Origin of the sequence: Halostella pelagica (genome assembly GCF_004762015.1) — an archaeon.
GTDB lineage: Archaea > Halobacteriota > Halobacteria > Halobacteriales > Natronoarchaeaceae > Halostella > Halostella pelagica.
In genome coordinates this window covers 400,983-413,568 of the sequence record NZ_SJES01000001.1, presented here as the reverse complement: position 1 = coordinate 413,568, position 12,586 = coordinate 400,983, and the positions used below count along the sequence as shown (strand labels likewise).

The following is a 12,586-nucleotide window of genomic DNA, read 5'->3' as shown; positions in this document are numbered from 1 at the left end:
GCAGTTGGACGCTCGCCGTCACACGTTCTCCTCCAGCCATACCGGGAACTCGCTCAGCGGGACGTCCTCGACGGAGACGAACGTCCCGCCGCAGTTCTCGACCCCGGCGTCGGTTCTGGGGTCGTCGCCTACGTGGATCAGGTCGGTGAGGTCGACGCCGGCGCGCCGCCCGACGGCCTCGAACGCCTTCGGGTGCGGCTTTCGCCAGCCACAACCGACGCTCGTCACCACAGCGTCGAACCGGTCGGGGTCTATCTCCGACCGAACCAGCGCGCGCCGGGCGAGTTCCGGAACGGAGCAGTTCGAGCAGAGAGCGACCGGTCCGCGGTCGGCGGCCGCCGCGACGGCGTCGCGGGCACCGTTTAGCGTGGTCACGTCCGGGTCGAAGGCCGACACGACGGCCCGGCGAGCGGCGTTGCCCACGGCGGCGTCGACGCCGCGACTCGACAGGGCCGCGGCGACGTGTGCGGGCAAGGGCACCTCCGCGCCGTCGGGCGCGTCGACGTGGCGCTCCCGGTAGGCCTCGTCCCAGTCTTCCGGGACGGGCACGTCCCTGGCGGCGAGTTCCCTGGCAACGGCTGACGCGGGGTCGGCGGGCCTGTCAGCGTCGACGAGCGTGCCGAAGAGGTCGAACGATACTGCCACTACTCCGAGACTAGTGCAAGCGCACTTGAATTCTCCGGGGTGACGCCGGGACAAGCGGAAAAGCGGTGACAGAATCAGACCTGCCTGCTGGACCGGCCCGTGGCGCACGCTCACCGTATCGTGTTCGCGGCGAGGTCCCGCGGGAAGTAGGTGAGACGTTCGGTACCGTCTTCGGTGACTGCGACGGTGTCGGAGTGGCGGTAGCCCGCGTCATCAGTGTACAGTCCGGGTTCGATGGTGTATACGTGTCCGGGTACCATCTCGCGGTCCCCTTCGTCGCGCCCGTCGACGGCGGCGCAGTGGTCGTCCCATCCGCGGTCGAGATACGGCGGTTCGTGCGCGCCGAGGCCGATGTTGTGCCCGACGTGGTGTTGCGCGAGGTCCGCGACGCCCTGTTCCTCGAAGTAGTCCCACACCGCCTCGTCGACGTAACTGACCGAGACGCCCGGGCCGAGCGCGTCGATTGCGACGGACTGGGCCTCGCATATCACCTCGAAGTAGTGTTCCTGCTCGTCGGTCGGGTCGCCGACGAACATCGTCCGTTCGAGTTCGGCCATGTAGCCGTCGACGGCCGCCGTCGCGCCGGTGATGAGAACGTCGCCGTCCTCCAGCCGTCGGTTGGCGGTGTGGCCGTGCGGGAGTCGCGTCTGTTCGCCGCTGATGAACCCCGCCGTGACGGGGCCGTCGCCGCGGGTCCGGGGCACGTAGCTGTCACCGAGCGTGTCGAGCATGGCGCGGGAGGCTTCCAGCGAGGCGCGCTGGCTGACGGTTACGGGATGCGCGCCGACCTCGGCGTGGTCGGCGAGGTAGCGGTGGCCGAGGTTCGCCCAGCGCGCGGACTCGCGGATCAGGTCCACCTCGGCGTCCGACTTCGCCCAGCGCAGACGGTCGACCCAGGACTGCGTTTCGACCTCGACGAACTCCGTGAGCGGCGGGCCCTCGTACCCCATCGTTCCCGGCGCGCCCTCGGCGTCAGCGGCGACGCGGTCGGCGTCGAGGTCGTCGAGCATGCCCGCCACGGTCTCGACGGGAGCGCCGCCCGGGTAGTCGAAGTAGTGATAGACGGCGTCGATGCGCTCGTTGTCCTCGACGCGTCCGACTTCCAGGCGCGGCACGGTCACCGCGACGCGGTCCTCGGTCGCGGCGAGGACGACCGGTCGCTCCGTCTGAATGTGGTCGAAACCGGTGAGATACTCGATGCTCGTCGCGCCGAACCAGACGCCTGCGTCGGCGTCGGCTTCGGCGAGGCGGTCGCGGACGGCCGCCAGGCGGGACGCGTACTCGCTCTCAGGAACGTGGGTCGGCATGCGGGTGTCGTCGGTCGGGGCGAGCAAAAACGTTCGCGTCGTGGAGGTTCGCCGTACATCTGGCGTTCGCCGTCCGTCCGCGGCGATCCCGCGTTTCGGCGTCCGGTTTCGGCGCTCGACGGGAAGAGATCGCTGGACAATGGGGCTCGCTGGGAAACAGGGTCCACTGGACACCGGCGCGAGGGGACGCTACGAGCGAACGATATCGAACTCGTGTTCGCCCCGTTCGTTCGCCTCAGCCAGTGCTTCGACCGCCGCGTCGAAGGTCTCGCGGTCGTCGACCGAGATCCGCTCGGGCATCGCGTCGGGGTCGTCGACCAGCGAGAACAGTCCGAGCGTCGCCTTCCCGAGCGCGCGGGCCACGCGGCTCTCCGACGCCTCGACGCGCTCCGAGGGCGTCGTCCAGTCGAAGACCAGATCGGCGCGAGCGTCGTCGACGTAGACGCGCCGGAGGTCGTCCAGCCCCGGTGACTGCTCTGGGGCACGGAACTCGTAGCAGCTGATGGCGTACTCGTCCCATTCGACCAGCGGGTCTTCGGGGACGACGACCGACGGCCTCCCGGCCAGCGCCTCGTTCGCGCGTGCCGGCGCGTCCGGGTCGACGTCGGCGTTCAGGTACTGCTGGGAGTGATGCGGAACCGACCGATAGAGACACTCGCCGTTTCGGACGATGAAGAGTTCGCCGACCTCGTACACCCGCCAATGGTTCTCGCCCGCAGCGCCCCAGTTGTCGGGGCTCTCCGACTCTTCGACCGTCAGCGCGTCGACCAGTGCGTCCGCCCCGTCCGGGAGATCGACTCGGAACTCAGGGTCACCGCTCCCGTTGCGGACCTCGTCGTCCGGGACGCGCTCGAACCGTTCGTCGAGCAGCCGCTGGGTGTACGGACTCAGGTTGCCGACTGACGTTCGCCCCCGGAGTGAGAGGCGGGCGGCGTCGCCACGCTCCGCGACTGCTCCTGCCACTCGGTTTAGCGCTTCGACGCGTTGCTCGTCGGTCCCCCGACACAGCACTCTGTGCGTGACTGACCCACTCCCCGGATCCATACGTTCGATAGCGTATTCGGTGAAAATATACGTTTCGGCATGGTCCGACCGCCGAGACTACGTTACTCGGTTTCGCCCATCTTCTCGTCGGACTTTACCTTGCGGTGCGCTCCCAGGCGACGGGGTCGACGCGTCGGGCCACGAGGACGAGCGTGACCGCGAGCGTCGCCGCCCCCTCTCGATCGAGCTGTCAACAGAGCGGCTTCGGATCCACGCCGAGTTCGGTCAGCGAGTCGGCGTAATCGTCGTACGCCACCTGGATCACGTATTCCGCCGTTGCGGACGCGCGTTCCCAGTCGTCGGCGTCCTCGCAGAGTTCGTCGAGCAGGTCCGTCCCGTCGTCGATGACTGCCCTCGTCTCTTCCTTGAGGTCCCGAAAGAGGTCCGCCGTCGTCCGGTCCGCCTCGTTGGTGAAGAAGTTGATCACCTGCGTGTGCGTCCGGACGCTGACGAGCGGTCGCCCGACCATCCCGCCGGCGACCCGGCTGACGGCGTCCTCGCGCCCGCGGAGGTACGCGTGCATCGGACCGCCGTCAACCGGTTCGAACTCGTCCGGCAGGCGCTCTGCGACGCGGTCGTAGTGGTCTCGCTCCTGAGCGGCGACCGCCTCGAAGGCCGTGCGGGCGCGGTCGTTCTCCTCGTCGTCGGCCCACTGACTGAACGTCCGCTCGGCGGCGTGTTCGCTGTTCCCTGCGGCCGTCAGCACGGTCGACTCGTCGAGTTCCGCGTCGGTTAGCGCGACGAGCAGTTTCGACGACCCGAGTCGGTCCAGTTCGGTTCGCTTGTCGTTCTCGACCGCCTCTCTGAGTTCCGCGGCGTTCATGCTCGCAATTATTACCGGGACCCGCTTGAACGTTCCCGTCGGCGCGGCCGCCGTCGGTCGCCGGCGATTTATCTCGCTGTCGGCCGTAGGGCAAGTATGAGCGACGCCGACACGATACCACCGCGGGAACTGGCAGAGCGAGTGCGCGCCGGCGACCACGTCTCCGTGCTCGACGTGCGAAACCGCGACGAGTTCGACGCGTGGCGCGTCGACGGGCCGAACGTCTCTGCGGCGCAGGTGCCGGAGAACCGCTTCGTCCAGGCCGAAGTCACCGGCGGCGCGGCCGATCTGGTCGACGGCCTCGCGGAACCGATCGTCGCCGTCTGCGGCCGGGGAGAAGCCAGCGACTACGCGGCCGGCCTCCTGCGCGAGGCCGGGGTCGACGCCGTGAACCTCACTGGGGGGATGGACGCCTGGGCCAAGGTCCTCCTCGCCGCCGACGTTCCCACGGACGGACCGGCGTCGGTCGTCCAGTACCAGCGGCCCTCCAGTGGCTGTCTTGGCTATCTGGTTCACGACGGCGAACGGGGGGCAGTCGTCGATCCGCTCCGGGCGTTCGCGGACCGGTACGCGGCGGACGCCGACGCTCGGGGTCTCGACCTGTCGTACGCCGTCGACACGCACGTCCACGCCGACCACGTCAGCGGCGTTCGAGCGGTGGCCGAGGCGACCGGTGCCGACCCCGTCCTGCCCGCGGGTGCCGAGGACCGGGGTCTGGCGTTCGACGCGACGCTCGTCTCCGACGGGGACGCGCTCGAACTGGGTGACACCGCGCTCACTGCACTGCACGCCCCCGGACACACCAGCGAGATGACCGCGTTCCGCGTCGACGGCGTCGCCCTGACCGGCGACAGCCTCTTCCTCGACGGCGTCGCCCGCCCGGACCTGGAGGCGACGGCCGACCCCGAGGACGCGGCGGCGCGACTCCACCGGACGCTTCACGAGCGACTGTGCTCGCTTCCGGACGACACCACCGTCGCGCCGGGCCACTACGAACTCGACGCGCGCCCGGAGGCCGGCGACGCCTTCGCCGCGCCGCTCGGCGACCTTCGGGACTCGGTACCGGCGCTCTCGATGGACGAGACTGAGTTCGTGGCACACGCCACCGGAACGTCCGCCCCGCCTGCCAACCACGACCGGATCATCGCGGTCAATCTCGGCCGCGAGTCGGCGGACGACGAGACGGCGTTCGAACTCGAACTCGGACCGAACAACTGCGCCGCGAAGTAACCCCAGAAGAGTTATGCCGGCCGAACCTGAGACGCGCCGTATGAGCGAACGCGACGCCGTAGAGCGGTCCGACGCGCCGGTAACGATGGACACGCTTGTAGCGGACCTCCGAGACCTCGGTCTCGAAGCGGGCGATACGGTCGTCGTCCACTCGTCGCTCTCGGCGCTGGGGTGGGTTGCGGGCGGCGCGGCGACGGTCGTCGACGCCCTGATCGACGTCGTCACCGACGACGGGACGCTCGTGATGCCGACGCACTCCACGCAGCTCTCCGACCCGAAGTCGTGGGGGAACCCCCCGGTACCCGAATCCTGGTACGACGACGTCAAGGAGGGGTCGGCGGCGTACCGCCCCGCAGTCACGCCGACGCGGGGGATGGGCGCTATCGCCGAATGCTTCCGGAACTACCCCGGCGTCCGGCGGAGTCGCCACCCCTGCCACTCGTTCGCGGCACGGGGAGCGGACGCCGTTGCAGTCACCGAGGGTCACGCCTACGACTACCCGCTCGGGGAGGAGTCACCGCTCGCCCGGGTGTACGACCGCGACGGGTTGGTGTTGCTCCTCGGCGTCGACCACGATACCAACACGTCCCTGCATCTCGCCGAACACCGGGCGACGTACTCGAAGACTAAAACGGTCAACGGCGGACCGATCCTGGTGGACGGGGAGCGCCGCTGGCGGGCGTACGACGACATCGAGGGCGACACAAGCGACTTCTCGGACCTCGGGGCGGATTTCGAAGCGGCGACGGACGTTTCGACGGGCGCTGTCGGCGAGGGGTCGGCGACGCTCTGTTCGCAGGTCGACCTGGTCGACTTCGCCGTCGAGTGGTTCGCGGAGAACCGCGAGTGACCGTCCGCGAGAAGCGGTCGGCCCACAGAAGGTGACTGCGCGACGACCGGTCAGTCGTCCGCCGCGGCGGGGTCGCCGCCGGCGTCCGCGTCGATGTCTCCCTCGATGCTCGGGGGGTACTTTCCGCGGTCGAGTTTCAGATCCGACTGCGGGCGAGCCATGCAAGTCAGCGCGTACGATTCGGCCTCCTCCTCCGTGAGACCCCGGGCCGCCGGTTGCGTCACGTCGCCCTCGAGGACCTTCGCGGAACAGGCGAGACACATCCCCACTCGACAGGAGTACTCCTGAGCGATTCCTTCCTCGATACAGCGGCTCAGGATCGTCTCCTTGCCGGAAACCGTGATCTGCTCGCCGGTCCCGACGAACTCCACCGTGTACTCGGTCATAACGTCGGATACGAAAGGCCCCGACTAAACTCTTTATCACATCGTGTCCCCGCGAAAACGACGTATCCGGGTGTTCGCGTGGCCGAACCGGCGGGGGTACATAAAGAGTTTTCCTGTTCCGGGGTACACCAGAAGTCATGACCAGTAGCGAGGCCGGTACGGGAACCTCACGGACGGCCGGGACGCGACTCTACGACGTAGTGGTCGTCGGCGCGGGAACATCTGGCTGTTACGCCGCGGCGACTATCGCGAACGCGGGGTACGACGTCGTCATCGTCGAGCGCAAGACCGAGGAGGAGGCCGGACACATCGCCTGCGGCGACGCGCTCAAAGGCGCAGACGAGTTCCCCGAGGCGATCCCGAAGTCGAAGCTCGAACCTGCGATGACCAACACGGACGTCGACCACGGCCGGTTCGAGATCCCGCAGGAGGACACCGTTCTGGAGATCCCGGTCCCCGGGAAACTCGCGGTCATCGACCGCTGGGAGTACGGCCGCGCGATCATCGACGGCGCGGACGAGGCCGGCGCGCAGTTCCATTACGACACGGTCGTACAGGACGTGGTACAGGACGATGACGGACGCGTCACGGGCGTCCGCGCCACGCGCCGCGGCGAGCCGCTGACCTACGAGTCAGACGTCGTCATCGACGCCGCGGGAGCGCTCTCCATCCTGCAGGACAAGGCCGATCTGGAGGACGCGTCGTTCGACACGAACGTCGATTACTCGCAGTTTTGCTCCGCGTACCGCGAGATCGTTCACGTCGACGAACCGGTGGAGTGGGACGACGCCCTCGTGTTCAAGCCGACCGAGCGCGCCGCCGGCTACCTCTGGTACTTCCCGCGTACCGACACCGAGATCAACGCCGGCCTCGGCTTCCAGATGACCGAGGAGCCGATGCAACTCGTCGACGACCTGAAAAAGGACCTGCGGGACCGCGAGGAGTTCGCCGGTGCCGAGGTCGAGGACAAACTCGGCGCTGCGCTCCCGACCCGCCGACCGTACGACTCGGCGGTCGCGCCCGGGTTCATGGCCGTCGGCGACGCCGCAGGCCACGTCAACCCCACCACCGGCGGCGGCATCGCGGGTGCCGCCTACGCCGGGCAGTACGCGGCGGAGACTGCCGTCGACGCCATCGAAGACGGCGACGTGAGCGAGGCCAACCTCTGGGAGTACAACGAACGCGTGATGGACCACTTCGGGTCGCGGTACGCCGGGCTCGACGTGTACAACATCCTCTCGACGGCGGTCGATGTCGACGAACTGATGGGCCTGCTCGCCGCCTTACCCGGCGACAAACTCGCCGAGGCGCTTTACTCCGGCAGTACGTCGATAGGCTGGAAGCTCAAACTCCAGACCGCGCTGAAGAGTTTCGGCTACTACGACATCATCTGGACGTTCTACAAGACGAAACAGTGTGCCGACGATATCATCGACCACTACGAGGACTACCCCTCCTCGCCGGACGCCTTCGACGCCTGGCAGTCCCGTCGCGACGACCTGATGGAGGACGTGTACGCGACGACCGGTGCGGATCCGAAGTACTAGAGCGGGCTTCCGCTCTGGACGTTGAACGGCACCGTCGACGCGGTGCCCCGCGTCACCGTCGCGATCCGCAACACGTAGGCGAACAGCACGGTGATCGGGAGAAACGCCGTCGCCGTCAGCAGGAAGATGGTGATCTCGAGAAACGGCGTCTGGAGCATCGGCCCGACGTTCTGCCCGTAGATCCACACCGAGATGAGCGCGGCGGCGATCGCCGGCACCCCGGTGTACAGCAGTTTCTTCGAGAGGTCCGCTAGTTCCCGTTGCATGTACAGCGTTTTGAAATACTTCCGGGCGACCCCGGCGTCCTCTAGGAGTTCTAGCAGTTCGTTGAGTTCGTCGAGGGCGTCGTCCGGAAGGTCGTCCCCGTGATCGCGACGGATCTGACGAGTGGTCCGGATATCGTCGCTGTAGTCGATCTCCATGATCGTAAGCAACGTGTCGAAACTGTCGTACTCGTTCCCCTCGATGGTCTCGGTCGCGAGGTCAGCCTGTTGTACGATGGAGTCGACGAATCGGTCGACGTCGGCACGGACCTCGTCGGAACACCCGTCGAGCGAGTTCCGCAGAGCGACTGCGCGGTCGCGCTTCACGTCGGTCAGGAAGTCGAGGAACTCCCCGGGCGTGGTCGGACTCACCTCGTCTCCAAACGCGTGCTCCTCCACTTCCTCCCGGTAGTCGATCACCTCGCTGACCCGATCGCGAACCTCATCGGGCGTGCCGAACTCTCGGGAGATGATCAGTTGGTTGATCGAGATGACGATGGTGATGAGAGTGATGTTGCCGCCGATGAAGTTCGAGAGCGACCGCGTCACCGAGTCGGGGTTCGTCACCGCGATCACGCCCGCGAGGCGGAGGACGGTGATCACGGCGAGAAAGGCGACGACGACGACGGCGGCGACCCGGTTACGGCTACCGGAAAGCAGGAACCACCGGCGGAGATCCCCGCGTCCCCAGCGCCGCAGTTCGTCGGGCGTCTCTTCGGACCTCGACATACCGGTCGTAGAACGCGTAGCGTGAAAAACGGCGGCCGGGTAGAGCGGTCGTTTCCCCCGCTCAGGGTCGCTGTTCGGCCGTCGCCGCGATCGCATCAGTCAGCACGTCGATACCGATGTCGAGCGTCGCCTCGTCCACGTCGAACGTCGGCGTGTGGTGGCCGCCCGGGTGGTCGGTGCCGATGGCGGCGTACGCGGCCAGACCGCCCTGTTTCTGCACGTGACGCATTAGATACGTCGCGTCCTCGCTCCCGCCGAGGTCGTCGCGGCGCGTCGCCCGGTCGACGTCGTGGTGTTTCGCGGCCACCCCCCGAACGATATCGACCAGTTCGGAGTCGCTCTTCGCGCTGGGGGCGTCCGCCATCGTTTCGAGGGAAACCTCGCAGTCGTGCATCTCCGCCGCCGCGCGGATCACGCGGTCGGCGTGGTCGGCCATGTACTCCTTCAGGTGAGTTTTCTCGCCGCGGACCTCCACTTCCATTTCGGCGTGTTCGGCGACGATGTTCGCGGCGGTCCCGCCCTCGATCCGGCCGGCGTTGACTCGCGTCGCGCCGTCCTCGTGGCGCGGGATCGCGTAGAGGTTCTGGACGGCGGCGGCGAGCGCCTGGTTCGCGTTTCTGCCGGCGTTCGGCTTCCCGCCTGCGTGGGCGGATTCGCCGGCGAACGCCACGTCGAAGTGCTGGACGGCGAGGAAGCCGTCGATACCGGCCACGACTTCGCCGGTCGGGTGGTCCAGACCGACGTGGAGAGCGAACAGGTAGTCGACACCGTCAGACTCCGTCTGCTGAGCTGTCGAGTCCTGCTCGACTACCCCGTCTAGGTGGCCGCTCTTCGCCATCGCCTTCCCGCCGCCGACGACCTCCTCTGCCGGTTGGAACAGCACTTTCAGGGTGCCCGAGAAGTCGGTGTCCGCGATGGCGTCGAGGACGCCGACGCCGATAGTCGCGTGGGCGTCGTGGCCGCAGGCGTGCATCGATCCCTCGTGTTCGGATCGGAACCCCTCTGTCGCCGGCAGATGGGTCGCGTCGTCGGTCGATTCCGTGATCGGGAGACCGTCGATGTCGACTCTGAGCGCGACGGTCGGCCCGTCGCCGAGGTGGCGCTCCGCGATGAGACCCGTGTAGCCGCCCGCCAACTGCTCCAGAACGTCCTCGTCCGCGCCCGCTTCGCGAGCGCGTTCGTACGCCGCCTCGATGGCATCCTCGTCGGGGACGCCCATGCGCTCGTCGGTCGCCAACGCGTCCGGCCCGACGTGAAGGGCGTCAGTTCCGACGCGCTCGACCGCTTCGACGATCCGGGCGGTCGTGTAGAACTCTCGCCACGCCTGCTCTGGGTGGCGGTGCAAGTCGCGTCTCAGATCGACGAGTCGGTCGCCGGACTCCTGTTGTGACATACCGCGTTTCTAGACCGCCCCTCACTTAATCTGCCCGCCGTCTTCCCCGGGCGTCGTGTACGGGCCTGCTCGAGTTCTATTTCGGTTTACTGTAGTGCGTAAAGCAGCGAATACGTCATGCAAAAACGTTAAAATAGTTTGACGATGGTATCCGTGTATGGCAGTCGGACCACCCGACGACGACGACACAGATATCGAACGGGAGATAGAAGAAGAGGAGACAGCCCGGGGGAAAAACGACATCGAGTTTTACGGCGGCAGGGCGATGAGCGCGTTTCCGATCGCCTTCTTCATCGCGTGGGCGATAGTCCAGAGCGGTCTGTTGCGCATCGGCGACACGACGGGTCTCGTCGCCGGGATGCTGATCGGTCTCATCCTCGGTCTGTTGTTCGTGAAGGGGTCGTGGAAGACCTACGCGAACACCATCTTCGAGGGGATGACCCAGCGGGTCGCCGCGACGGCCATCGTCGCGTGGCTCTGGGCCGGCATGTTCGCCGACACGATCCAGGCCGGCGGATTCGTCAGCGGTCTGGTGTGGGCGGCTGACACCGCACAGGTCGGTGCGACGCTGTTCCCGGCGATCACGTTCATTCTGGCTGGACTGCTCGCGACGGGGATCGGTACCGGATACGGCACGACGGTAGCGTTCACCGGTCTGTTCTTCCCGGCTGGGGTTCTCCTGGGAGCGAACCCCGTACTCCTGTTCGGCGCTATCCTCTCGGGCGCGGTGTTCGGCGACAACCTCGCGCCGGTCAGCGACACGACGATCGTCTCCGCAGTCACGCAGGACTCGGACATCGGGGGCGTCGTCGCCTCGCGGTTCAAGTACGCTATCGTCGCCGCAGTGGTAGCGTTCGCGGCGTACGTCGTCGCCGGGAACGTGATGGAAGGGATCGAGATCACCGGCGACGCCGCCCAGATCCTCGTCGAGGAGAGCGAACCCGCCGGTCTACTTCACCTGGTCTCCATGAGTGTAGTGATCGCCACGGCCGTCGCCGGTCGGCACATCGTCGAGGCGATCTCGTGGGGGATAATCACCGCGGTGATCTTCAACGTCGTCTTCGGTCTCGCTCCGGTGTCTGATATGCTCCTCTTCCAGGCACCAGAGGACGCACCGATCGCCGAGCAGGTCGAGTTCCTCCCGTTCGTCGAAATCGTCGAGAGCGGCGAAGAGATAGTCAGCGGTAGCATCTACTCCGGTGCGCAAGGGTTCTTCCCGCTGATCGTGTTGACGCTCCTCATTGTCGCCGGCGCGCAGATCATGATCCGCGGCGGCGGGTTCGAGGCGCTCCAGAACTGGCTCCTCGACAACGTCGCCACGTCGGTTCGCCGCGCCGAGACGACGATGGTCGGCGGGACCGCGCTGGTCAACGGGATGATCACGATAAACACTGCGGCCGAGATCGCCATCGCGCCGTACATCGCCCGCATCGGCGAGCGGTTCAACATCAACGGCTACCGGCGCGCGAACATTCTGGACGCCAACACGTCGGCGCTCGGCTACATCTTCCCGTGGTCGGGCGGCGTGCTGGTCGGCTACGCGCAGATAACTCAGTTACCGGGTGAGTTCGAGTGGTTCACGCAGGACATGGTGGTCAATCCGGCGGACGTGTTCCCCTTCGTGTTCCACGGCTGGTTGCTCGTCGCGGTGTTCCTGATCGCGGCGATCACCGGATTCGGTCGGGAGTACGTTCACGACCGTGAGAGCGAGGAGGTGGCTCGCCTATGATAGAGAAGTACACGAGGGGCTGGTCGTTCCGCAGTGCAACGCCGTCGTTCGAGCCGGGACAGGAGATATCCGCCTTTCTCACCGGCGTCCGGGGTGACGATGTCGTCGCACGGGTCGGCGATTCGACGCTGGTGGTCGACGGTGCGACCCCCGACGACGTCGACAGGAAAGCGCGGATCAAAGTGACCGAGTTCGACGACAACGACCACGACGGACGAGCGGAACTGCTGGAACTGGTCGGCGAATCGGCGTTTTAACTCCCGCCTAGCGGGCTCACCTGTTCCAGTTCCGCTTCGACGTGGACGGACGATGGGAACTCCCGGTGTGTCACTCGCCGGGCCAGTTCGTCGTGTCCGTGGATCTCGAGTTCGCGGGCGTACACGACGTAGTCCCAGTCCGAAAACCGGCCGCCGCCGTCGACTCGTTTGTGCTGTGGGACCCGCAGTCTCGACGGCGGTTCGGAGTGGGGGCCTTTCAGTTCCGCGCCTTTGCGTTCGGCCGCGGAGCGAATGTCCTCGACGACTCGTTCGAGGGCGGCCCGGTCGCCGCTCTGGAGACGGAGTTTCGTGACGAAAGTCATCGTTATCGTAGCTGAGGGCCCTCCTCGGGTAAAAGCGTACCGTGACAGCACTGGGGCAGT

The 12,586-nt window shown here is 66.9% G+C and carries 13 protein-coding genes; 5 read left to right on the top strand and 8 right to left on the bottom strand.

Annotated features, from left to right (window positions below):
* Positions 1–18: 18 nt before the first annotated feature.
* The 4 genes from EYW42_RS02045 to EYW42_RS02030 all read right to left on the bottom strand — a co-directional run bounded on the left by EYW42_RS02045 (position 19) and on the right by EYW42_RS02030 (position 3,819).
* Positions 19–645 (bottom strand): HAD family hydrolase, encoded by a 627-nt coding sequence (locus EYW42_RS02045; protein WP_135533590.1) that lies wholly within the window; start codon positions 643–645, stop codon positions 19–21.
* 110 nt (positions 646–755) lie between these two features.
* Positions 756–1,952, bottom strand: a complete 1,197-nt coding sequence (locus tag EYW42_RS02040) for a M24 family metallopeptidase (RefSeq protein WP_135533589.1) — start codon at positions 1,950–1,952, stop codon at positions 756–758.
* A 189-nt stretch (positions 1,953–2,141) separates the two neighbouring features.
* The gene (locus EYW42_RS02035) at positions 2,142–2,996 is read right to left on the bottom strand and encodes a hypothetical protein (RefSeq protein WP_135533588.1); all 855 of its coding nucleotides are present in this window, start codon (positions 2,994–2,996) and stop codon (positions 2,142–2,144) included.
* 190 nt (positions 2,997–3,186) lie between these two features.
* A complete protein-coding gene (locus EYW42_RS02030; protein ID WP_135533587.1) occupies positions 3,187–3,819 on the bottom strand; it encodes a rubrerythrin family protein in 633 nt (210 codons plus the stop codon).
* A gap of 96 nt (positions 3,820–3,915) precedes the next feature.
* Between EYW42_RS02030 and EYW42_RS02025 the strand changes: the two genes are divergently transcribed.
* Together EYW42_RS02025 and EYW42_RS02020 are read left to right on the top strand one after the other, a co-directional pair.
* A complete protein-coding gene (locus EYW42_RS02025; protein WP_135533586.1) occupies positions 3,916–5,049 on the top strand; it encodes an MBL fold metallo-hydrolase in 1,134 nt (377 codons plus the stop codon).
* A 40-nt stretch (positions 5,050–5,089) separates the two neighbouring features.
* On the top strand, positions 5,090–5,899 hold the full coding sequence (locus EYW42_RS02020) for an aminoglycoside N(3)-acetyltransferase (RefSeq protein WP_135533585.1): 810 nt from the start codon (positions 5,090–5,092) through the stop codon (positions 5,897–5,899).
* Between the two features lie 50 nt (positions 5,900–5,949).
* On the opposite strand, the gene EYW42_RS02015 is transcribed toward EYW42_RS02020, so the two are convergent.
* Positions 5,950–6,285, bottom strand: a complete 336-nt coding sequence (locus EYW42_RS02015) for a 2Fe-2S iron-sulfur cluster-binding protein (protein WP_135533584.1) — start codon at positions 6,283–6,285, stop codon at positions 5,950–5,952.
* A gap of 137 nt (positions 6,286–6,422) precedes the next feature.
* On the opposite strand from EYW42_RS02015, the gene EYW42_RS02010 reads away from it, so the two are divergent.
* A complete protein-coding gene (locus EYW42_RS02010) occupies positions 6,423–7,832 on the top strand; it encodes a geranylgeranyl reductase family protein (protein ID WP_135533583.1) in 1,410 nt (469 codons plus the stop codon).
* Here the strand turns inward: EYW42_RS02010 and EYW42_RS02005 are convergent.
* Entirely contained in the window at positions 7,829–8,824 is a 996-nt protein-coding gene (locus EYW42_RS02005; RefSeq protein WP_135533582.1) for a hypothetical protein, read from the bottom strand. The genes EYW42_RS02010 and EYW42_RS02005 overlap by 4 nt on opposite strands.
* A gap of 61 nt (positions 8,825–8,885) precedes the next feature.
* Positions 8,886–10,217: an amidohydrolase gene (locus tag EYW42_RS02000; RefSeq protein ID WP_135533581.1), complete on the bottom strand. Its 1,332-nt coding sequence runs from the start codon at positions 10,215–10,217 to the stop codon at positions 8,886–8,888.
* Between the two features lie 157 nt (positions 10,218–10,374).
* Here EYW42_RS02000 and EYW42_RS01995 point away from each other — a divergent pair, with 157 nt between their 5' ends.
* Both EYW42_RS01995 and EYW42_RS01990 read left to right on the top strand, forming a co-directional pair.
* Positions 10,375–11,946, top strand: coding sequence for a Na+/H+ antiporter NhaC family protein (locus tag EYW42_RS01995; protein WP_135533580.1), 1,572 nt, complete (start codon positions 10,375–10,377; stop codon positions 11,944–11,946).
* Complete coding sequence (locus EYW42_RS01990) at positions 11,943–12,203, top strand: DUF7513 family protein (RefSeq protein WP_135533579.1); 261 nt, start codon at positions 11,943–11,945, stop codon at positions 12,201–12,203. Before EYW42_RS01995 ends, EYW42_RS01990 begins: the two co-directional genes overlap by 4 nt.
* Here the strand turns inward: EYW42_RS01990 and EYW42_RS01985 are convergent.
* On the bottom strand, positions 12,200–12,526 hold the full coding sequence (locus EYW42_RS01985; RefSeq protein WP_135533578.1) for a 30S ribosomal protein S10: 327 nt from the start codon (positions 12,524–12,526) through the stop codon (positions 12,200–12,202). The genes EYW42_RS01990 and EYW42_RS01985 overlap by 4 nt on opposite strands.
* Between the last annotated feature and the right edge of the window lie 60 nt (positions 12,527–12,586).

Excerpts from the sequence above, each read along its gene's own strand:
- EYW42_RS02005 (WP_135533582.1), bottom strand. The coding sequence starts at position 8,824 with ATGTCGAGGTCCGAAGAGACGCCCGACGAACTGCGGCGCTGGGGACGC.
- EYW42_RS01990 (WP_135533579.1), top strand. The coding sequence starts at position 11,943 with ATGATAGAGAAGTACACGAGGGGCTGGTCGTTCCGCAGTGCAACGCCG.
- EYW42_RS02030 (WP_135533587.1), bottom strand. The coding sequence starts at position 3,819 with ATGAACGCCGCGGAACTCAGAGAGGCGGTCGAGAACGACAAGCGAACC.
- EYW42_RS02000 (WP_135533581.1), bottom strand. The coding sequence starts at position 10,217 with ATGTCACAACAGGAGTCCGGCGACCGACTCGTCGATCTGAGACGCGAC.
- EYW42_RS02020 (WP_135533585.1), top strand. The coding sequence starts at position 5,090 with ATGAGCGAACGCGACGCCGTAGAGCGGTCCGACGCGCCGGTAACGATG.
- EYW42_RS02010 (WP_135533583.1), top strand. The coding sequence starts at position 6,423 with ATGACCAGTAGCGAGGCCGGTACGGGAACCTCACGGACGGCCGGGACG.
- EYW42_RS02035 (WP_135533588.1), bottom strand. The coding sequence starts at position 2,996 with ATGGATCCGGGGAGTGGGTCAGTCACGCACAGAGTGCTGTGTCGGGGG.
- EYW42_RS02025 (WP_135533586.1), top strand. The coding sequence starts at position 3,916 with ATGAGCGACGCCGACACGATACCACCGCGGGAACTGGCAGAGCGAGTG.
- EYW42_RS01985 (WP_135533578.1), bottom strand. The coding sequence starts at position 12,526 with ATGACTTTCGTCACGAAACTCCGTCTCCAGAGCGGCGACCGGGCCGCC.
- EYW42_RS01995 (WP_135533580.1), top strand. The coding sequence starts at position 10,375 with ATGGCAGTCGGACCACCCGACGACGACGACACAGATATCGAACGGGAG.
- EYW42_RS02015 (WP_135533584.1), bottom strand. The coding sequence starts at position 6,285 with ATGACCGAGTACACGGTGGAGTTCGTCGGGACCGGCGAGCAGATCACG.
- EYW42_RS02040 (WP_135533589.1), bottom strand. The coding sequence starts at position 1,952 with ATGCCGACCCACGTTCCTGAGAGCGAGTACGCGTCCCGCCTGGCGGCC.